21 protein-coding genes are annotated in these 18,849 nt (G+C 70.9%); 5 read left to right on the top strand and 16 right to left on the bottom strand.

Going from position 1 to position 18,849, the window contains the following annotated elements:
* Positions 1-23: 23 nt before the first annotated feature.
* Entirely contained in the window at positions 24-1,571 is a 1,548-nt protein-coding gene (locus AB0K15_RS00620; protein ID WP_364043685.1) for an acyltransferase, read from the top strand.
* A gap of 89 nt (positions 1,572-1,660) precedes the next feature.
* Here the strand turns inward: AB0K15_RS00620 and AB0K15_RS00615 are convergent, their stop codons facing one another.
* Both AB0K15_RS00615 and AB0K15_RS00610 read right to left on the bottom strand, forming a co-directional pair.
* Complete coding sequence (locus tag AB0K15_RS00615; RefSeq protein ID WP_364043682.1) at positions 1,661-2,329, bottom strand: response regulator transcription factor; 669 nt, start codon at positions 2,327-2,329, stop codon at positions 1,661-1,663.
* A complete protein-coding gene (locus AB0K15_RS00610) occupies positions 2,326-3,474 on the bottom strand; it encodes a sensor histidine kinase (RefSeq protein ID WP_364043679.1) in 1,149 nt (382 codons plus the stop codon). Before AB0K15_RS00610 ends, AB0K15_RS00615 begins: the two co-directional genes overlap by 4 nt.
* Before the next feature lie 96 nt (positions 3,475-3,570).
* Here AB0K15_RS00610 and AB0K15_RS00605 point away from each other — a divergent pair, with 96 nt between their 5' ends.
* Positions 3,571-3,822 carry a Smr/MutS family protein gene (locus AB0K15_RS00605; RefSeq protein ID WP_364043676.1) on the top strand — a complete coding sequence of 84 codons (252 nt, stop codon included), beginning with the start codon at positions 3,571-3,573 and terminating at the stop codon, positions 3,820-3,822.
* Here the strand turns inward: AB0K15_RS00605 and AB0K15_RS00600 are convergent.
* Entirely contained in the window at positions 3,819-4,652 is an 834-nt protein-coding gene (locus AB0K15_RS00600) for a helix-turn-helix transcriptional regulator (RefSeq protein WP_364043673.1), read from the bottom strand. The genes AB0K15_RS00605 and AB0K15_RS00600 overlap by 4 nt on opposite strands.
* A gap of 102 nt (positions 4,653-4,754) precedes the next feature.
* Here AB0K15_RS00600 and AB0K15_RS00595 point away from each other — a divergent pair, with 102 nt between their 5' ends.
* On the top strand, positions 4,755-6,185 hold the full coding sequence (locus AB0K15_RS00595) for an MFS transporter (protein WP_364043670.1): 1,431 nt from the start codon (positions 4,755-4,757) through the stop codon (positions 6,183-6,185).
* Between the two features lie 4 nt (positions 6,186-6,189).
* Here the strand turns inward: AB0K15_RS00595 and AB0K15_RS00590 are convergent, their stop codons facing one another.
* From AB0K15_RS00590 to AB0K15_RS00580, 3 genes are read right to left on the bottom strand one after another with little or no spacing between them, the layout of a single operon-like run.
* A complete protein-coding gene (locus tag AB0K15_RS00590) occupies positions 6,190-6,585 on the bottom strand; it encodes a hypothetical protein (protein WP_364043667.1) in 396 nt (131 codons plus the stop codon).
* Positions 6,586-6,637: 52 nt separating this feature from the next.
* Complete coding sequence (locus tag AB0K15_RS00585) at positions 6,638-7,525, bottom strand: VOC family protein (protein WP_364043664.1); 888 nt, start codon at positions 7,523-7,525, stop codon at positions 6,638-6,640.
* A complete protein-coding gene (locus tag AB0K15_RS00580) occupies positions 7,518-8,036 on the bottom strand; it encodes a sigma-70 family RNA polymerase sigma factor (protein WP_364043661.1) in 519 nt (172 codons plus the stop codon). The genes AB0K15_RS00585 and AB0K15_RS00580 overlap by 8 nt, the downstream gene beginning before the upstream one ends.
* A gap of 100 nt (positions 8,037-8,136) precedes the next feature.
* On the opposite strand from AB0K15_RS00580, the gene AB0K15_RS00575 reads away from it, so the two are divergent.
* Positions 8,137-9,078 carry an EamA family transporter gene (locus AB0K15_RS00575; RefSeq protein WP_364043658.1) on the top strand — a complete coding sequence of 314 codons (942 nt, stop codon included), beginning with the start codon at positions 8,137-8,139 and terminating at the stop codon, positions 9,076-9,078.
* Between the two features lie 346 nt (positions 9,079-9,424).
* On the opposite strand, the gene AB0K15_RS00570 is transcribed toward AB0K15_RS00575, so the two are convergent.
* The 3 genes from AB0K15_RS00570 to AB0K15_RS00560 form a co-directional block, all read right to left on the bottom strand.
* Positions 9,425-9,838 (bottom strand): hypothetical protein, encoded by a 414-nt coding sequence (locus tag AB0K15_RS00570; RefSeq protein ID WP_364043655.1) that lies wholly within the window; start codon positions 9,836-9,838, stop codon positions 9,425-9,427.
* Between the two features lie 336 nt (positions 9,839-10,174).
* A complete protein-coding gene (locus AB0K15_RS00565) occupies positions 10,175-10,621 on the bottom strand; it encodes a VOC family protein (protein WP_364043652.1) in 447 nt (148 codons plus the stop codon).
* A 69-nt stretch (positions 10,622-10,690) separates the two neighbouring features.
* On the bottom strand, positions 10,691-12,001 hold the full coding sequence (locus AB0K15_RS00560) for a UDP-glucose/GDP-mannose dehydrogenase family protein (RefSeq protein ID WP_364043649.1): 1,311 nt from the start codon (positions 11,999-12,001) through the stop codon (positions 10,691-10,693).
* A gap of 181 nt (positions 12,002-12,182) precedes the next feature.
* Between AB0K15_RS00560 and AB0K15_RS00555 the strand changes: the two genes are divergently transcribed.
* Positions 12,183-12,941, top strand: coding sequence for an SDR family NAD(P)-dependent oxidoreductase (locus tag AB0K15_RS00555; protein WP_364043646.1), 759 nt, complete (start codon positions 12,183-12,185; stop codon positions 12,939-12,941).
* 48 nt (positions 12,942-12,989) lie between these two features.
* On the opposite strand, the gene AB0K15_RS00550 is transcribed toward AB0K15_RS00555, so the two are convergent.
* The 7 genes from AB0K15_RS00550 to AB0K15_RS00520 form a co-directional block, all read right to left on the bottom strand.
* A complete protein-coding gene (locus AB0K15_RS00550) occupies positions 12,990-13,667 on the bottom strand; it encodes a class I SAM-dependent methyltransferase (RefSeq protein ID WP_364043643.1) in 678 nt (225 codons plus the stop codon).
* Complete coding sequence (locus AB0K15_RS00545) at positions 13,664-14,473, bottom strand: PadR family transcriptional regulator (RefSeq protein WP_364043641.1); 810 nt, start codon at positions 14,471-14,473, stop codon at positions 13,664-13,666. Before AB0K15_RS00545 ends, AB0K15_RS00550 begins: the two co-directional genes overlap by 4 nt.
* A gap of 64 nt (positions 14,474-14,537) precedes the next feature.
* Positions 14,538-15,668, bottom strand: a complete 1,131-nt coding sequence (locus tag AB0K15_RS00540; protein WP_364043638.1) for a hypothetical protein — start codon at positions 15,666-15,668, stop codon at positions 14,538-14,540.
* Positions 15,665-16,183 (bottom strand): sigma-70 family RNA polymerase sigma factor, encoded by a 519-nt coding sequence (locus AB0K15_RS00535; RefSeq protein ID WP_364043635.1) that lies wholly within the window; start codon positions 16,181-16,183, stop codon positions 15,665-15,667. The genes AB0K15_RS00540 and AB0K15_RS00535 overlap by 4 nt, the downstream gene beginning before the upstream one ends.
* A gap of 80 nt (positions 16,184-16,263) precedes the next feature.
* Positions 16,264-16,620 (bottom strand): GNAT family N-acetyltransferase, encoded by a 357-nt coding sequence (locus AB0K15_RS00530; protein WP_364043632.1) that lies wholly within the window; start codon positions 16,618-16,620, stop codon positions 16,264-16,266.
* Between the two features lie 11 nt (positions 16,621-16,631).
* On the bottom strand, positions 16,632-17,108 hold the full coding sequence (locus AB0K15_RS00525) for a hypothetical protein (protein ID WP_364043629.1): 477 nt from the start codon (positions 17,106-17,108) through the stop codon (positions 16,632-16,634).
* A 31-nt stretch (positions 17,109-17,139) separates the two neighbouring features.
* Positions 17,140-18,813, bottom strand: a complete 1,674-nt coding sequence (locus tag AB0K15_RS00520; protein ID WP_364043626.1) for a TM0106 family RecB-like putative nuclease — start codon at positions 18,811-18,813, stop codon at positions 17,140-17,142.
* Between the last annotated feature and the right edge of the window lie 36 nt (positions 18,814-18,849).

Raw genomic sequence — 18,849 nt, 5'->3', positions numbered from 1 at the left:
GTTCGACCAGTTGGGGGTGGGCGTTGGCCGAAGTCACGCCCTCCGAACCGGCGAAGAAGACCCGGATCGTCTTCATCGACATCGGTCGCGGGCTCGGTGCGCTGCTGGTCTTCTACAGCCACATCGCGCATCCTTGGGTGAAGGCCAAGGGCGAGCACGCGCCGTACATCGACTTCATCGAGGCGCTCACCAGCAACCCGATGCACATGTCGACACAGGGCATCGGGGAGATCGCGGTGCCGTTCTTCTTCCTGGTCAGCGGTTTCGTGGTCACCCCGATCGCGATGCGGCAGGGCAGCAGGCGGTTCGCCGTGAACCGGCTGATCCGGGTGTACGCGCCGATGGTGTTCGTCGTGCTGCTGACCGCGCTGCTGATCTTGGTACACCTGCATCCGCCCGCGACGCCGGGACAGTCGCAGGAGCTGACGCCGCTGACCGTGCTCACCAACTCCCTGCTGGTCAACTACCTGATCAACCCGCAGGTCGTCCTGGTGCCGGTGGCGTGGACGATGATCGTCGAGGTCCTGTTCTACTTCATCCTGCTGCTCTTGCTCCCGGTGCTGCGCCGGTGGGTGTGGCTGGCCATCGCTGTCGAGATCACGTTCATCTTCGTGGTGATGCTGAGCGGCAGGCAGCTCACCGCCGGGTACTTCCTGTTCGCGGTGAACGTGTCCTACCTGCCGATCATGGTCATCGGCCAGGTCATCTGGGCCACCACGTCGAAAAAGATTCCGGTGTGGGCCGGTGGCGTGTTCGGTGGTCTGGCGTGGAGTCTGTACGTGCTCGGCGACATCATCAACGTCGGCCGTGTGGACACGGCCTACAACCTGTCGATGGCGTTCGCCGTGGCGCTGTTCATGCTGGGCCTGATGGCGGAGCCGAAGCTCAAGCAGCGGAAGTTCTGGACCATCGTGTCCGAGCGCAGTTACTCGATCTACCTGCTGCACATGCTGGTCTCGTTCGTGCTGCTGCAGCTGCTGCGCCCGGCGGTGCCGCTGCCGATCGCGTTGCTGATCGTGATCCCTGCGGTGTTCGGCGTGGTCGAGGTGAGCTACCGGTTCGTGGAGCGGCCGAGCCACGCGCTGGCGCGCAAGCTCTCGTACCGGCGTGAGAAGCCGGCGCCGATCCAGGTCACCAGCGAGATCACGATCGAGATCCCGAAGGTGGACCGGCCTCGGCACCTGGCGGGTGACGCGCCGGCGGGTTCCGTCTCCGGCTCGTTGAACGGCAGTTTGCCGCCCCCGCCGACCAAGGGCGTGCTCAAGCCGCCGCCGACTCCGCCACAGCGTGCTCCGAAGCCCCCGCCGCCGACCGACGCGGAGAAGACGGTGATCACGCGGACTGTCCCGCCTCGGCGTCCGCAGCCCCAACCGCAGCCCCGGCCCCCGCTCGCGCAGGAGTCGGGCTCCGACCGCACCGCCGAGCCTCGCGCCCGGCACAGCACGCCGCGGCGGCGCCCGTCACCCCCGCTTGAGCTGCAGCACCAGTCTGACCAGGAAGATCACGGCCAGCGCGGCGACCACGACGATCTCCCACGCCATGGGAGCTCCTTCCGCCGAACACATCGCTGAGTGAGGCGATGCTCTGCTGGTAAGGCGTCCGAACGTGGGACGACGTTCACCGACACGGCGTAACTCACACCTTCGGGCTAGTTGCCGGGCTAGTGCCGCCGAGGGGTGACGAGGCCCGATTCGTACGCCAGGACCACCAGTTGCGCGCGGTCGCGGGCGCCGATCTTCGTCATGATGCGGCTGACGTGGGTGCGGGCCGTGGCGGTGGAGATGACCAGGTGGGCGGCGATCTCGTCGTTGGACAGGCCGCCGGCGACGAGGCCGAGGACCTCGCGTTCGCGGTCGGTGATCGCCTTGACCGCGGCCGTGTCGATGCGGCGGTGCTCGGGGCGGCCGACGAACTCCGAGATCAGCCGGCGCGTCACCGTCGGGGCCAGCAGCGCCTCGCCCGCGGCGACCACACGCAGCGCGCGCAGCAGCTCCACCGGCTCGGTGTCCTTGAGCAGGAAGCCGCTCGCGCCCGAGCGCAGGGCCTCATAGACGTACTCGTCGACATCGAAGGTGGTCAGGACCAGCACCTTCACGCCGGCCAGCGCCGGGTCGGCGGTGATGCGGCGGGTGGCTTCGAGGCCGTCGGTGCCGGGCATGCGGACGTCCATCACCACGATGTCCGGTTTGTGCTCGGCCGCGAGCGCCACGGCTTGCGCGCCGTCGCCCGCCTCGCCGACGACGTCGAAGCCGTCTTCGGTCTCCAGCAGCACGCGGAACCCCGCGCGGACCAGGGCCTGGTCGTCGGCCAGCACCACGGTGATCGTCATTGCTCTCGCCCCCTTGCTTGTTCCCCCTTCACGGGCAGCTCGGCCCGGACTTCGAAGCCGCCCCCGGTGGCACTGACCAGGCCGGCCCGCACCGTGCCACCGAGAGCGGCCGCGCGTTCGTTCATGCCGCGCAGGCCGTGGCCGGGTGTGGGCGCGGTGGTGGCGCGGCCGTCGTCGCGGACGGTGAGCGTGAGGCTCCCCGGGCGCCGGTCGAGGTGGACGTCCACGTGCTGCGCGCCGTCGGCGTGGCGGACGACGTTGGTGAGCGACTCCTGCAGGATCCGGTAGGCCGCGCCGGCCACGGGCGCGGGCACGTCGCCCGCGTCGCCGTGCAGCCGCACTTCGAGGCCGGCGGACCGCGCGTGGTCGAGCAGCTCACCCAGCTGCGACAGGCTCGGCGCGGGCGCCTTGTCCTCACCCGAACGCAGCACGGCGAGCGTCGCACGCAGGTCGTTGAGCGCCGACGCGCTGGCCGCCTTGATGTTCAGCAGTGCCTCTTTCGCCTGCTCGGGCCGCCGGTCGGCGACGTGGGCGGCGACGCCGGCCTGCACGTTGATCATCGCGAGGCTGTGGGCCACGACGTCGTGCACCTCGCGCGCGATCTGCAGCCGCTCCTGCTCGGCCAGGCGGTGGCGGTGCTCCACGGCCTGCTCGCGCCGCGCCGCCAGGGCCGCGAACTGGTAGCGCACGGCGGTGCCGATGCCGATCACCGCCGCCAGCCACACCACGAACACCCCGGCCGAGGGGGCGATCGCGAACGACCGCGTGGTGATCACGTGGGCCGCGTACCCGGCGACGAGCACGCCGGCGCCGGTCCAGCCCGCGACCACCGGGCCACTGCGCCGGGTGAGCATGAACAACGCGATCGTCGGCACCAGGATGATCGGTCCGCCGGGCTCGGGCGAGGCGTAGAACGCATACGCCGACGCGGCCGTGACCACGAAAACCGGCAGCGGGTAGCGGTGGACGACCAGCAGCGTCAGCACGGTCGCGACCAGCCACGCGGCGCCCGCGGCGCTCAGCGGGTGGGCGCCCGGCTGCCAGCGGCCGGCCGCGCTCGTGGCGCCGAGCGTGAACACGAGCACCACGAAGGTCCGGAACACGCGTCCGAACCACGGGTTCCGCGCCCGCCACCAGTCCTGCATGGTGCAGAAAACTACCGCTCACACGGCGCCCGCGCGTCCGTCCGGAAGCGGCACTCCGGCTACGTTTGGTGCCGTACGACGTCCCAAGGAGCTGACATGCCGGAGATGCTGACCGTCGACCTGCACCCGATCTTCCGGAGTGACCGCGACATCGACGCGGCTGTGCGAACCGCGATCTTCCGCGCGGCCCGGGAAAAGATCAAGGTCGTCGAAATCATCACCGGAAAAGGCTCCGGCAAGCTGAAAAAGCGCGTTCTCGCCACGCTGAACCAGCCGCACCTCAAGAAGCTCTACCGCCGCGTGGAAACCGACAACGACAACGACGGACGGGTGCTGGTCCGCTTCTAGTCGAACGAGCTCGGCAGCTTCGCGGCGGTCTGCTCGTCGGCCGGCGTGTAGGTGGACACCGTGATCTCGGAGCGGCGACCCGAGTACAGGTAGGTGAAGTTGAACTTCAGCAGCCCGACCTCGGGGTGGTCGTAGCACTTGGTGCGGATCGGCTCCGGGTTCACGTCGTGGCGATTCCACAGCTGCTCGAACAACGGCGACTCGGCCTTCAGCCGCTTGACCAGCGACTTCCACGACGGTTCGGCCACGTGCTCGGCCATCGCCGCGCGGAACGACGCGACCACGCGCGGGACGTTCTGCTCCCAGTCGAGCATCCGCTTGCGCCAGTCCGGGTTGAGCAGGCACTGGACCAGCGTGTTGCGGTCTTCGAACGGGATGGAGTCGACGCCGCCCATGAGCCACGCGTACGCGCGGTTGTAGCCGAGCAGGTCACAGCGCGCGTTGCGGACCGCGACGGGGAAAGGCTCGAGCTGGGTCATCATCTTGCGCATCGAGGGCGTGATGGCGTTGCACTCTTCGGCGGCCGGCGGTTCGGGCGCGCCGGCGAGGGTGAACAGGTGGGAGTGCTCGTGCGGGTCGAGCCGCAGCGTCCGCGAAATCGCGCCGAGCACCTGCTCTGACGCGTTGATGTCGCGGCCCTGCTCCAGCCACGTGTACCAGGTGACCCCGACGCCGGCGAGCTGCGCGACCTCTTCGCGGCGCAGGCCAGGCGTACGACGGCGGCCGCCGAGGGGCAGGCCGACCTGCTCCGGCGTGATGCGGGCGCGGCGGCTGCGCAGGAACGCACCGAGCTCGCCGCGGCGGAGGCGTACTTCGACAGCGGTGGTCATGCTCCCAGTTCAGCACAGCGCGTTGCCTGGTACCAGGTACTCCCACTACCAGGATAAGAGCGCACCTGGTACCAGGTTCGAAAGCGTCGGAGCGTGGTAGTCATGACGACGACAACCACTACGCCGGTGCACCCCACCGGCGTGATCGCCAGGCCGGCGCTCACCTCCGCCGGCCTGGTCACCGTGTTGCTGGGGGCGGCACTGCCGGTCATCGACTTCTTCATCGTCAACGTCGCCCTCCCCACCATCGATACCGATCTGCACGCGTCCACCGCGACGTTGGAGCTGGTGGTGGCCGCGTACGGCATCGCGTACGCCGTGTTGCTGGTCCTCGGCGGCCGGCTCGGCGACGCGTTCGGCCGCCGCCGGCTGTTCCTGCTGGGGCTCGCGCTGTTCACACTGACGTCGCTGGTCTGCGGCCTCGCTCCCGATGCGTTGACGCTGGTGCTCGCCCGCGCCGCGCAAGGGGCAGCGGCGGCGATGCTGCTGCCGCAGGTGCTCTCGATCATCCAGGCCGGCACGACCGGCGAACACCGCTCGCGCGCGCTCGGCTCCTACGGCGCGATGGGCGGCATCGCGACCGTCGTCGGCCAGCTGCTGGGCGGCGCTTTGGTCGCCGCCGACCTGTGGGGCACGAGCTGGCGGCCGATCTTCCTGGTCAACGTGCCGATCGGCCTCATCGGGCTGCTGGTCGCGCGCCGCACGGTGCCCGACAGCCGCGCGGAGAACCCGCTCGGCGTCGACCGCTGGGGCACGGCGCTGCTCGCCGCGTCGCTCCTGACGCTGCTCGTGCCGTTGATGGAAGGCTCTGCTCTGGGCTGGCCGTGGTGGACCATCGCGCTGCTGGTGCTGTTCCCGTTCGCCGCCCTGGGCTTCGCCCGCGTCGAGAAACGGCTGGAGGCGCGCGGCGGGATGCCCCTGCTGCCGCCGGCGCTGCTGCGCACGGCCAACGTGCGCCACGGCCTGGTCGTCGCGGTGCCGTTCTTCTGCGGCTTCGGGTCCTTCATGTTCGTCTACGCCGTGACCCTGCAGGACGGCCTGCACCTCGGCCCGCTCGGCTCGGGTCTCGTGCTGACGCCGATGGCCGTGGCGTACTTCGTGACGTCGCTGGTCAGCAGCCACCTCGTCGCCCGCTACGGCCAGAAGGTGGTGCTCGCCGGCGGCGTGATCGCGGCGCTCGGCCTGCTCGTGCTGGCCGGCTCGGCGTTGTGGGCGTGGCCCGACCTCACGCTGTGGGAGCTGGCGCCCGCCATGGTCCTCATCGGGATCGGCAACGGCCTGGCCATGACCACGCTGTTCCGCATCGTCCTGTCCCGCGTCCCCCACGACCTCGCCGGCATCGGCGGCGGCGTGATGACCACGACGCAGCAGACGTCACTGGCCCTCGGGGTGGCCGTGTTCGGCAGCCTGTTCGCGGGCTTGAGCACGGGGTCGATGGGGTACGAGGGGGCGTTCGTGCTGGTCATGGCGCTGCTGGCCGCGGTGGCGCTGCTCGTGGTGGTGCTGGCCAGGAAGCTGCCGGATCCTCGGTGAAGGCTCAGCCCGGGAGCGACGACCAGCCGCCGCCCCGGGCGAGCAGGGTCCGGACGGCCTCGGCGTGTTCCGCGAAGCCCGCGAGGTCGCCGTGGAGCAACGCGGCACGCTCGGCATCCAGCGGTGCCGTGTCGTCGCGCCAGAGTTCGAGGGTCCAGTTGGCGGCGAGGAACATCGAGCGCACCAGGCCGATGATCCCGGCGCCGTCCGGGCCGCCACTGCGGCGGTAGGACTCGAGGATCTCGTTGCACGTCGAGAACAACCGCGTCAAACCGGTCACCGCCTCCGCGGGCGTGCCGTCCCAGTCCGGGCCCGGCCACGTGCAGGAGCCCAGCTCCAGCCACAGCCGCCAGCCGGCGGTCAGCTCAGCTTCGTTGCACGGAGTCCAGTGCCCGGCCATGATTCGAGTGTGCGCCCCGGCGGCGCGGGACCCGCCGGGGTCATGGGGTTTCTCACTCGTGTGGTTGTTCCCAGAGCCAGAACTCGATGCCCTGGTCGTCGACGCAGTCGGCGGTCGTGCCGTACGGGTGGTGCTCCACCTCACCGGCCGTGCCGCCGTGGTCGCGGACGCGGGCGCGAGCCGCTTCGAGGTCGTCCACCGCGTACATCAGCTTCCAGCCGACCTGCCGGCCCGAGCCGCCCCACAGGCCGCCTTCCAGGCCGGGGCCTTCGAAGCCCCACGCGTCCGGCACGGACCCGGGCGAGAACTGCCAGCCGACGACGCCGCCGTAGAACGCCTTCGCCCGTTCGCCGTCGGGGACCTGGAACGTGAAGTACATGGCCTCGCCGTGGCGGGTGGGCTTCGTCGCGTGCTTGGCGGTCTGGCCGGCCTGCGCGACGAGCCAGCGCTGGCCGTACGGGTCCTTGATCGTGCCGCCGAGCCCGTAACCGCGGTCCTCGACCGGACGCAGCAGCTCGCCACCCAGCTCCACGGCGCGGCGGGCCGACTCGCGGACGTCGGGCACTTCCACGCGGATCAGCGCCCCGCCCTCGGGCGCGACGACGTTGCCCAGCTCGGGGAACTCCTCCGCGAGCATCAGCACGCTGTCGCCGATGGCCAGCTCGGCGTGCCCGACGCGGCCGTCGTCCATCACGATCGGGTCGGAGCGGCGCCGCGCGCCGAAGACCTCGACGTAGAAGTCCAGCGCGGCACGGGCATCGGTGACGACGAGGTACGGCGCGAGCGCGCGCACGGCGGCGTCGGCGGGGGTTTCGGTGGTGGTCATCTCGGCTCCGTTCAGGATGAGGCGCCGCAGGTTGTCCCGCAGCTCCCTGGCGAACGCCGGGTCCGGGTCGACCGGCGTCGGGGGCAGGCGAAGCGCGTCGAACGGCTCAGTCATCGCGGCCCCCCTTCTCCTCGTAGCTGTGGCGGAACGCGGCCTTCGCACGGGTCAGCAGCGCTTCCGTCGCGTTGAGCGTGCGGCCCAGGCAAGCGGCGACGTCGCCGACCGGCAGGCCGTCGACGTACCGCAGCGTGAGCACTGCCCGGTGGTGCGCGCCGAGCGACTCGAGCACCTGGCGTGCGCGCAACGCGTCGAGCGCGGTGTCCCACGGGTCGTGGGCGTCGGGCTCGTGCACCAGCCGCAACCCGCGCTCCTCCCGGGCCTTGCGGCGCCAGTGGTCGGCCAGCTTGTGCCGCGCCACCCCGATCAGCCACCCGGTACTCACCGGCGGCGCACCTCCCTTGCGGCACGCGGCCACGGCGCCCAGGAACGTCTCCGACGTCAGCTCCTCGGCCAGCACGCGGTCACCGCAGCGCGCGAGCAGATACCCGTAGACCTCCGGCAGCGCGGACTCGTACAGCCCGAGCAGCGCGAAAGCCGGGTCCGGTCTCACCCGCGGTTCCGTCACACCCACATCGTCGTCCGGGCACCGCGTTTTCCGTCGGGTGAATTTCGGTCCGCTGGAAAATCGTTGGTCGGCGCCGGTGGCGGGCAGCGACACTGCGGTCATGGCCGGACGAGGACGAGCGACGGGGTTGAGCCTCACGTCCTGGGTGCTGTTCGCCGGCTCCGGGCCGGTGGCGAAGGCCGTGATGACCACGGGCTGGTCACCGGCCGCGGTCACGGCCGTGCGCATCGCGCTGGCGGCCGTGGTGCTGGTGCCGGGCGTCGCGCTGGTGCGGCCGTGGGCGTTGCGGTTTCGCGGGTCCGACGTGTGGCTGGTGCTCGGCTACGGCGTGCTCGGCGTGGCCGGGGTGCAGCTGTGCTTCTTCGTGGCCGTGGACCGGGTGCCGGTCGGGGTGGCGATGGTGCTGGTGAACCTGGCGCCCGCGTTGGTCGCGCTGTGGGTGCGCGTGGTGCGGCGCGAACGGCTGCCGGCGCTGGTGTGGGCCGGGACCGCGCTGGGCGTGGCCGGGCTGGCGCTCGTCGCGCAGGTCTGGCAGGGCGGCCGGCTCGACGCGCTCGGCATCGCCGCCGGCATCGGCGCGGCCGTGTGCTCGGCGGGGTACTTCCTGCTCGGCGAACGCGGCGCGGGCCGGCACGACTCGGTGGGACTCACGGCCGTCGGGCTGGCAATCGGCGCCGTCGTGGTCGGCGCGGTCAGTCCACCGTGGGCGGTGGCGCCGGCCTCGATCACCGCCACGGCAACGCTCGGGAGCCTGCACGTGCCCGTGTGGCTGGCGGTGCTGGTGCTGGCCGTGGCCGGCACGGTACTGCCCTACCTGGCCGGGCTGCGCGCGTTGCGCGATCTGCCTCCGGCCCTGGCGAGCGTGCTGGCGCTGGTGGAACCACTCGTCGCCGCGGGGCTGGCGTGGTGGTGGCTCGGCGAAACCCTCGGCGCGACGCAGCTGGTCGGTGCGGTCGTGTTGCTCGCGGGAGCAGTGCTGGTGCAGGTGGCCGGATCTCGCACCCCGGCCGGAGTGCGAGATCCGGTGACGGTCACCGGTTAGCTCGGGTCGTGCGTCGGCTTGTTGAGGTTTCAGTGCTGGTGATGGTGTTCGTGGTGGACGAGGACGAGGGCTGCTCGGAGGACGGCGCCGATGCGTTGGGGCAGAGGGTGATGCATCGGAGGTCTGTCCAGCGGGTGGTGAGGATCGCGGCCGCGCGTTCGCCGAGGCAGCGGAGTCGGCTGTTTTGACAGGGCCAGAGCGAGCATGATCAGCATCCGGCGGGGTGCGTTCGAAGCGAAAGTCGACATGGGTTGATCTTCAGAGGGCTTATTCCCCCGCTCGGCCATCGAGAATGGAAGCGCCAGAGGGCCGACGACAATACGGCTAACGGCCGCGGGCGACTCGGTCAGTAACCGAATAGGGCGTTGATTCCGCCCAGTGTGGTGAACCTGGCCCATAAGTCACTGTCGGGCGAGTGCAGGATCTGTCCGGTGATCAGCAGTTCGAGGAAGGCGCCGTGCAGGTCTAGCCGGTCGTTGCGGCCAGCCTCCATCCGGGCTGTGGTGATTCGGAAGCCACCTTCGCAAGGGGCGAAGACGGCGTCGTAGACGCACTGCCCGACTCCGGCGCGATAGATGGACAGCCGGTCGCCTTCGGCCAGCGCCACCCATTTGTCGTCCATGTCCTTCTCCTGCAGCCCCAGCCTGATCCGCTCCCATTCCGAGTTGGTCCACAACCGTTGCGGAGCGGGCAGCTCGCGGGGGTTGGCGATGGGGAGCAAAGCGTGTTTGAACGAGGCGCGGGTCAGGGGATGAGACATGCGGTAAAGCTACTTCGGTGACGCCGCGGCGCCCTCACTCAGCATGAGGTCGGCACTCTTGGCGATAGGCGGTGGAGAAGCTGATTTACCTCGTCGGACTCGTTCTACCCGCAGGACACCGGTCACGAACAAGGCAACACGCGCGCCACGTCGAGCGTGGCACCAAAGGTGATCACGTGGGGTCGCTGGAGTTGAGGATTCGATCTTCGCAAATCCAGCCCTACCAGCGGCCCCACGCCTCATCTCAGCGCAACACGCACCCTCGCTGGCCTTACCGAGAAAACCGCATTCGTCATGATCAACCCGGCGCTCACAAGCCGACAACCTGCATTTTGACTACCAGCCGGCCGGACGACGGCGGTCCGGCTCGTAGGGCTGCGTGATCACTTCCACGCCGTTGCCGCCCGGGTCGAGGAAGTAGACCCCGCGGCCGCCGTGGTTGTGGTTGATCTCGCCGACCAGCTTCCCGGCCGGATCGGCGTGGTAGGTCACGCCGGTTTCCTTCAGCCGTGCGAAAAACGCGTCGAAGTCGGCCTCGGGGATCAGGAAACAGTAGTGCTGCAGCCGAAGATCCCGCGGCGGGATCGTCGCGAAGTCCAGCCGGACACCATTGCCGGTTTCGACGGGGATGAACGGCCCCCATTCCTCGCCCACTTCGAGACCCAGCAAGCGGGCAAGGAACTCGGCGGACTCCCGGTTGTCCCGGGACGGCACGATCACATGGTTCAGTTCAACGGAAACGGACACGAACAATGCCTCCAGAAGGCATCCCGGCACCTCCATGTCTCACCCGGCCGGTGACCGACACGCGATGCCGCGTCCGTGATCCTAAGCCAGGACAGGGTACTGCGACTAGGAAACCGTCACGCGCTTTCGCCCCGCCACGCGCGGGCGGCCGACGCCCTGCCAGGAGAGGCCGGCGTCGATGACTGTGCGCGGGTCGAGGAGGTTGCGGGTGTCGACGACGTCGTCGCCTTCCATCGCGTCGGCCATCACCGTCCAGTCGAGGTGCTTGAACTCGGCCCACTCGGTGAGGACGACGATCACGTCGGCGTCCTTCGCGACCTGGTACGGGTCGTCGACCACGGTCATGCCGTCGATGCCGGTGTCGACCGCCGGGTCGTAGGCCGTGATCTCCGCGCCCAGCGCGCCGAGCACCGAGGAGACGGCGAGGGCGGGCGAGTCGCGCAGGTCGTTGGTACCGGCCTTGAACGCCAGGCCCAGCACGCCGATCCGCGCGCCGGCGAGCGTGCCGCCGCAGGCGCCGGCGATCTTCGCGACGATGCGGTCGCGCTGGGCGATGTTCTCGTCGATGGCCGAGGTGAGCATGCGGAAGTCGTAGTTCACCGACTCCGCGACCTTCACGAGCGCGCTGGTGTCCTTGGGCAGGCACGAGCCGCCCCAGCCCGGGCCGGGCTTGAGGAACGTGCGGCCGATGCGCCGGTCGTAGCCCATGCCCTCGGTCACGAGGTCGATGTCGGCGCCGAGGCGTTCGCACAGCTCGGCGATCGAGTTCACATAGGACAGTTTCAGCGCGAGGAAGCAGTTGGCCGCGTACTTCACGAGCTCCGCGCTCGCCGCGTCGGCGACGACGACCGGTGCGCCGAGGTCCGCGTAGAGGTCACCGACCCAGCGCGCCGCGCCGGGAGTGTCGGAGCCGACCACGATCCGGTCGGGGTTGAGGAAGTCGGAAACCGCCGTGCCTTCACGCAGGAATTCCGGATTGGACACGATGGGAACGTCTTCGCGGCCGAGCATCGCGCGGATGCGCTTGGACGTGCCCACGGGCACGGTCGACTTGGTGATCAGCGCGCAGCCGGCGGGCAGCACGGCGCCGATCTCGGCCGTCACCGCCTCCACCGCGCGCAGGTCCGCGGAACCGCCCGCGCCCATCGGCGTCGGCACGCACAGGAAGACGCCGTCCGCCTCCCGCACGGCTTCGCGCGCGCCGACGACGAACGACAGCCGCCCGCCCGCGATGCCACCGGTGACCAGTTCGGCCAGCCCCGGTTCGAGAATGTCCACTCTGCCGGCGGAGAGGCGAGAGACCTTCGCCTCGTCCACGTCCACGCAGGTGACGCGATGCCCCAGGCTCGCGAGACATGCCCCCGTGGTCAATCCGACGTACCCCGTCCCCACCACCACGATCCGAGCTGCGCTCATGATGCCGAAGGTGACATTCGGAGTTGAAGCGGGCGCTAACGGAAGTGGGCGACGCCGAATACTCCACGCGAGAAGTGAAGAACGGCCCTCGCGTGAGGTAGCACACCCAGCGCCGGTGCGAACGAGCGTTAACCTGTCGTCACGGTGCAGGGCCGCACCACGAGCAGCAGAAAGGCTGAAGATGCAGATCACCGACACCGCAGCGCTCGTCACGGGTGGTGCTTCCGGCCTCGGCGGCGCCACCGCCAAGGCGCTGGCCGCCAAGGGCGCGCGCGTCTTCGCGCTCGACCTCGCCGCGTCGATCGAGAAGGCGGAGCAGGTCGACGGCGTCACCTACGTCGAGGCCGACGTCACCGACCCCGACCAGGTCCAGGCCGCCGTCGACACCGCGGCCGGCTCCGGCGTGCCGCTGCGCACGGTGGTGAACTGCGCCGGCATCGGCCCCTCTGCCCGCATCCTGTCGAAGAAAGGCCGCCACGACCTCGCGCTGTACGCGAAGGTCGTGCAGATCAACCTCATCGGCACCTTCAACGTGCTCACCATCGCGGCGGAGGCCATCGCCAAGACCGAGCCGCTGACCGACGACGCCCGCGGCGTCGTCATCAACACCGCCTCCGTCGCGGCCTACGACGGCCAGATCGGTCAGGTGGCCTACTCGTCGTCCAAGGGCGGCGTCGTCGGCCTCACGCTGCCGGCCGCGCGCGACCTGGCGTCGCAGGGCATCCGCGTGCTGACGATCGCCCCGGGCATCGTCGACACCCCGATGCTCGCCACGGTCAGCGACGAGTTCCGCGCGGGCCTCGCCGCCGGCGTGCCGTTCCCGAAGCGCCTGGCGCGTCCGGACGAGTACGCGCAGCTCGCCCTCTCGCTGATCGACCACGACTACCTCAACGGCGAAGTCGTCCGCATGGACGGCGCGCTGCGCATGGCCCCGCGCTGATGCCGTCGGGCGGCCTGGACCACCAGCATGGTCCAGACCGCCCGCGCGTCACGCCTTCGTCAGCCGCGCTTCCAGCCCGATGCCGTCCGTGGTGATGCGGCACGAACCGAAGCGGCTTTCCCGCGCCAGCGTCTCGAACTGCTCCGGCGTGTACGCGCGCTTGCGCAGCTGCCCGAGTGTCCACTTCGTCGTGAACGCGCCCACGGGCCCCAGCTTCATCCCGGCCACCTCGGCCGCGATGTCTTCCGACGTCGCCGTCTTGCGCAGGTCCTGCACCAGCGCCACTCCGCCCGGCCGCAGCACGCGCCACATCTCGTCGAGCGCGTCGACCGGGTCGGCGAAGTTCTTGAACGCCGCCTGCGTGATCAGGAAGTCGAAGGACTCGTCCGCGAACGGCATCGCCGCGACGTCGCCGTGCACGAACTCCGCCGCGACACCCTGCTCGCGCGCGTACTGGCTCGCGAGGGACACGAACGTGCGGCTCACGTCCAGCCCCGTGACCGCGAAGCCGAGCCGCGCGAGCTCGACCGCGTGGAAGCCGGGCCCGGGCGCGACCTCCAGCACTTCGGCGTCGGCGGGCAGCTGCTGGGCCAGCGCCGCCGCCGACGAGCGGTAGAACGCCAGCTGCGGCGCCGTCCCGCGACCGCGCGCGTAGGCCCGCGCGACCGGTCCCTCCATCTCCGGAACGAGCTTGGTCCGGTGTCGTTTGACCTCGGTGTTCGTCATGGTTGCACTCCAGTTCGGTGGGTCGGCCGAACCGCTCCGGCGAGTGCGGGCCCGTATCCTGTGATCGCAGCCTGAGGATCGGATCCGCGTCCGCGGAATCGGTTCGAGGGTTTCCCCGGTCCCGGTGGCGGTGTGCCAGCACTGCCTCCGGGGCCGGCTTTCCACTCCTGGCCGCCTTCGGTGAAAGCGGTCAAGTCTTCCGGCAGCTCGCCGGTCTCGCGGTAGTGCCGCCACTCGGCGACGCCCGGCAGCGCGCTCGTGGCCAGGTCGTCGCGCAGGCCGCGCACCCACTCGATCTCGGCGCGCAGCAGCACCAGCTCGTATTCGCCTTCGACGAGGAAAAGCCGCGGCACCTCGGCGCGCGAGGCTTCGAGCACCGCCACCCGTTCGGCGAGGCGCTTTTCCAGCGCGGTGAGCCGTTTCGTCAGCAGGTCCGCCACCTCGTCCGGCCCGAGCGAGGCCATGATGGACAGCCCGGCCTGGAACTTCGTCGGCTCGAGGTCCGGCTCGGCGAGCAGCTCGGCCACCCAGTCCTCCAGCTCGGCGCGGCCGGCGTCGGTGAGGCGGTAGATCGTGCGCTCGGGCCGCGCGCCGTCGCGGACGCTCTCCACGGTGGCGACGAAGCCGTGCTTCTCGAGGTTGCCGACAACCGTGTAGAGCGAGCCCCACTTGATCTTCATGTCGGCTTCCTTGCCGCGTTCGCGCAGCACGGAGGCCATTTCGTACGGGTGCATCGGCCGTTCGACCAGGGCCGACAGCACGGCCAGCCCCAGCATGTTCCCGACCTTGCGCCGCTTCACGGTCACCACTTCCTCGTCTACGAGTATTCGCAGACGAGTATAAGCTCAGCCGGCTGGTGATCGCCAGGGGTCAGCGGTGGATCAGCAGCACCGAGGACTGGTCGGGCGGCAGGGGGACGGCACGCTGAAGCAGCCAAGAACCGTTTTTCCCGGCGTGGACAGTGCCGAGGGCGAGCACGGCGGCAGAGCGGCCGAAGCCGGTCAGCACGATCCGGTCGCCCTCGTGCAGTGCGCCGGCACCGGCCGGGATGACGGTCGTCGGGCCACCGGTGCCGATCAGCGTCACCGACTCGCCGGACGCCGTCACCGTGCGCAGACCCCAGGGTCCCGACAGCTCGTCCGGGTTCGACTTCAAGACCGCGAAGTCGTCGAGCCCGGTGGTGATCACGCCGACGAACCCGGCCTGCGTCGCGACGACGTCGCCCGGCTTCGCGGTGACGCCGGAGACGCCGAACTGGGCATCGGCCCCCGCGCGCACGACGGTCCCCACGGAGACGGCTGGGTCATGCGCCGAGCTGGTGAGGGTGCCGAAGATCGGGTGCTGCGGGTTTCCGGTGGCCAGCGAGGTGTTCCACGCGGCCGCGGTGGGCGGGAGCTCCGCGGTCGCGAGGCCGTCGGCCACCTGGGTCTCGCCGGAGGTGAACGTCGCCGAGTCGACTTGCGGGGCCGTCACCGCGACGCCCGTGGCCGGGCCACTGTCCGGCGCGGAGGCGACGAAGCCGTACGCCGGAGCCGTGAGCCGGTCGGCCGGGATGCTCAGCTCGGCCTGAACCTGCAGGTCAGGCCCAGTGAGGAACGCCAGCCGGACGCCGCCGTCCCGATCCTGGCTCCGCAGCACGACGATCGTGCCCACCTCCGGGCGGCTCCCGGCGAAGACGACCTGCGCCGCCTGCCCGCCCCAGCCCCACCTGGCCCGATCGACCACCCCCACGTTCCCGGCCAGCGACCCCCGCGCGGGCCACTGCGTCACCGGCACGGCCTGGACCTGCGACGACGTTGGCTGCGTGGTGCCGATCGTCGCCGCTCCCAGCGCGAACACCACGGCGGCGGCCGCGGCCCCGACGAGCCGCCGCTGCCGTCGACGCGTCCGCGTCTCCAGCACCCGCCGCGCCATCCGCGCCGCGTCCCCTGGCTCCGGCGGCGCCAGTGCGCTCTCACCGAACTCCCGGCGGACGGTGTCGGTGAACTCCTGCTGCCTCAACGCGGTCCCCTCCCGATCGCCGCCGGACTCGGGTCGTGCGTGGCCGCCCACAGCTCCCGCAGCCGGGCCAGCCCGCGCGCCGTCGACGACTTCACCGTGCCGACGCCACAGCCCAGCAGCCGCGCGGTCTCCGCCTCGCCGAGGTCCAGGTAGAACCGCGCCGCCAGCACCGCCCGCATCCGCGGCGGGAGCTGCCACAGCAACGCGACCATCTCCGCCCGGCCGGCCGACACGGCGAACGCGTCTCCGCCGGCCTCGACGTCCGCCCCGGCGATCGGCATCAGCCGCTCGCGGCGGCGACGGTCGCGACGAGCGAGGAAAACGCGGAACAACGCCTGCCGGGCGTAGGCGCGCTCGTGCTCGATGTCCGTGCGGCCGACGTGCTTGACCAGCCGCAGCAGCGCGTCGTGCACCACGTCCTCGGCCTCGCCGCGGTCACCGGTCAGCACGAGCGCGTAGCGGAACAGCTCGTCGTAGTGCCGCTCGACGAAGACCTCGAACCCGCGCACACCCACCGCCCTCCGCTAGCCGACGCCCCCTTGGATCACGGAGGACGCCGGAAAGTTGCCTGGGCAGGCGAACTCGGGCCGGCAAGTCAGTCGGCGGGTTGCCACACCCAGTGCTGCCGCTCGTAGGCCACCTGAAAGCCCAGGTTGAGCAGGTTGTGCAGCGACGAGTTGTGCTCGCCCTCGGCCTCGGCACCGGTTTCGGCGACGAGCAGGCGGCAGCCCAGCTCGGCCGCGAGCCGGGCGCGAGCGGCGACGAGCTCCGTCTGACCGCCGCGGTTGCGGGCGTGCTCGGCGACCGCGCCGCTGAACAGCTGGCCGATGTCGCCCCGGTGGTAGAGCAGCGCGGTGCCCACGAGGTCGTCGCCGAGCCAGGCGCCGTACGGGTAGCAGTCCGGGTCGGTGGTCAACGCGGCGAACAGTTCCGCGAAGTGCTCTTCCGGCATGCCGAAGACGCTCAGCAGCCGCGACGTCCACCGGGGGTGTCGCCGGGTTCGACCGGAGCGATCCGGATGCCATCGGCCGGCCTGCGGGCGGGGTCATCGGCTCGGGCGACCACCTCGGGCACCGACGCGACCAGCTTCGCCACCGCCGACGAGGGAGTGAGCCCTTCGCGCTCGCAGATCTCGGCCCAGTCCTCCGGAATCACCGACGGCGCGAGCTGCAACGTGGCCCGGCGCGTGGCCGCGGCGCGGTAGAACGCGCACACCTCGGCGATGAGCTCCGCGGTGACCGGCTCCGTGCGGCCGAAGCCGAGCGCCTTGCTCCAGTAGTCGGTCGGGTCGTTGCGCACCGCCAACACGACCGCGCCACCGAGCCGGGTGGCCGTCACACCGAGCGCGGAACGCACCGATTCGGGACCGCCGGTCTCGAGCCGAAACACCGCTTCGGCCTCGGACTCCTCGATCGCCAGGGGTGGCTCGACCTTGATCATCGGGCCACCCTACTTCGCGCCGGCCACCGGGTCAGAGGTCGAGCATGAACGGCACCTCGACCTGTGCCCGATCGGACATCCACTCGCGCAAGGCCTTGGTGGCCAGCACGTCGTCCTCGTTGTACTGCAGGAGACGCTCGCGCTGGGTGTCGTCGGGGGTTTCGCCGTCCATGCCCACGGCATCGCGGTACCAGCGCATCGACGCTTCGCCGCCGGCCTCCGCGTCGCGCCACCGGAAGCCCGCGACGGGAGCGATCACCTTGAGGCCCTTGCCGCGCGAGCACAGGAACTGGTCGGTGACGCTGCGGAAGAGGTCCACCCACTCGTCGGAGTCCACAAAGGACTGCACGTCCTTCTTCGCCGGAATCCCCGGGTGGTCGCCGAACCGCTCGACGGAGCCGAACAGCCAGCGGTTCTCCGCTAGCGCGTTGTAGCAATACGCGCGGAACGTGAGCCCGGCCGCCAGCGTGCGCTCGCGCACGTCGGTGAACCACGCCCAGAACTCCGCGAACGAACGCGCTTCGTCCGTGGTCGGCAGCGGCTCCCACGTGGCGAACGCGCGGTAGCCCTGCTCGACGCCGATGTCGGCGCCCGAGAGCAGCGTGCCCCACAGGTACGCGCCCGCGTCGCCGAAACTCTCCATGTCGACGTCGACCTCGACGTCGCCGCGCGGCACCTCGACCTGCGGCGTGCGGCGCACCACGGTGAGGTCGGCGAGCCACGCGCGCGCGAGCATGATGGCGTCGGCGAACGTGCCGCCGGTCCAGTTCATCGGCGGTGCCTCGGCGGCCGGGTCGAGTGCGGCCAGCTTGTCCACAGTGGACACACCGGCGCGGCGCAGCTCGCCGGCGTCCTCGCCGCGCACCACGAGGCTGACATCGCGGGTCTCGGTGAGCTGCACCTCGCACGTCGGCCAGAACGGGCAGCGTCGGCACTCCAGCACCCGCGAGGGCATGGCCAGTGGTTCGCCGCCGGTCGCGGCCGCGGTGGCCACGGCGAGGCGGTCGGCGAAGCGCGCGTCGTACTCAGCCAGCGCGCTGCGGCCGCCGGGCCAGGTTCCGGCGGTGAGGTCGTGCCAGACCACCACGTCGGCGTCGAGCCCGATCACGCCGCCGACGGCGCGGCCGGTCTCCGCCCGGCCGTACGTCTGCAGCATCCGCCGCAAGTGCGCGAGCCGCAGTTGGTCACGCGGCTGCGAACGCACCTTGCGCGTCTCGTCCGGCGTGCGGTGCGCGGGGTCGAGGTCGGTCAGCCCGGTGGTCGGCGCGCCCTGGCCGCGGTCGGTGATGCGGTGGCGCACCACGAGCACCGGCACGTAACCGGTCGCGGTGCGCACGAGCAGGTCGACGCCGCCGCGCCGGTGCCCGACCGGGTCGGCCTGCAGCAGCGGGCCCCAGATGAACCGCGTGCCCTCGGCGAAGGCCTCCTCCGTGAGCCGCACGCGGTCGGCCGCGGGCAGGTCGCGCGGGATGCGCACCCAGGTCGCGTCGGCACTGGTCGCATCGGGGTCCATGCCCTCGGTCGTCGCGTCGATGAGGCGCCGCAGGATCGCCTCGCGGTGCGCCGTCGCGTCGTCGATCCGCTGCTGCGCCGTGGGATCCGGCGGCGGCAGCGGGACGTCGCGCATCGCGGGGTCGTGCTCCAGATGCACACGACGACGGCAGCGACTGACCGCTCCGGCGTCGAGCAGCACCTCGTTACCCATGACGATCACCTTATCCGGCCCCACCGACAGAACTGC

The sequence above is a fragment of the Amycolatopsis sp. NPDC049253 genome, assembly GCF_040678995.1.
Classification (GTDB): Bacteria; Actinomycetota; Actinomycetes; order Mycobacteriales; family Pseudonocardiaceae; genus Amycolatopsis.
The sequence above is the reverse complement of the archived record's forward strand: the minus strand, read 5'-3'. Positions and strand labels throughout refer to the sequence as shown.